The organism is Saccharothrix sp. NRRL B-16314 (assembly GCF_000716595.1).
GTDB lineage: Bacteria > Actinomycetota > Actinomycetes > Mycobacteriales > Pseudonocardiaceae > Actinosynnema.
In genome coordinates this window covers 1-226 of the sequence record NZ_JNXC01000266.1, presented here as the reverse complement: position 1 = coordinate 226, position 226 = coordinate 1, and the positions used below count along the sequence as shown (strand labels likewise).

Here is a 226-nt window from a genome sequence, read left to right as displayed (position 1 = left end):
GGGGACGCCGCGGGACTTGAAGTCCTGGACCATGCGGTAGACGCCCTGGGTCTTGGCGTGCGACCAGTTGTCGGTGTTGTAGTCGTTGTAGCAGAGCTTCGCACCCGGGTCCGCCGCCCGCGCCGCCCGGAACGCGGCTTCGATCCAGTCGTTGCCGGTGCGCTGGAGGTTGGAGTCGCGGCGCCCGCCGCCGCTGCCGTCGGCGTAGGCCTCGTTGACGACGTCC

General features: G+C 70.4%; 1 protein-coding gene. It reads right to left on the bottom strand.

Translation table 11 applies throughout. The features are described 5' to 3' along the window. The coding region (locus OQ02_RS39940; RefSeq protein ID WP_033443892.1) for an endo-1,4-beta-xylanase at nt 1–226 on the bottom strand (226 nt) is incomplete at both ends.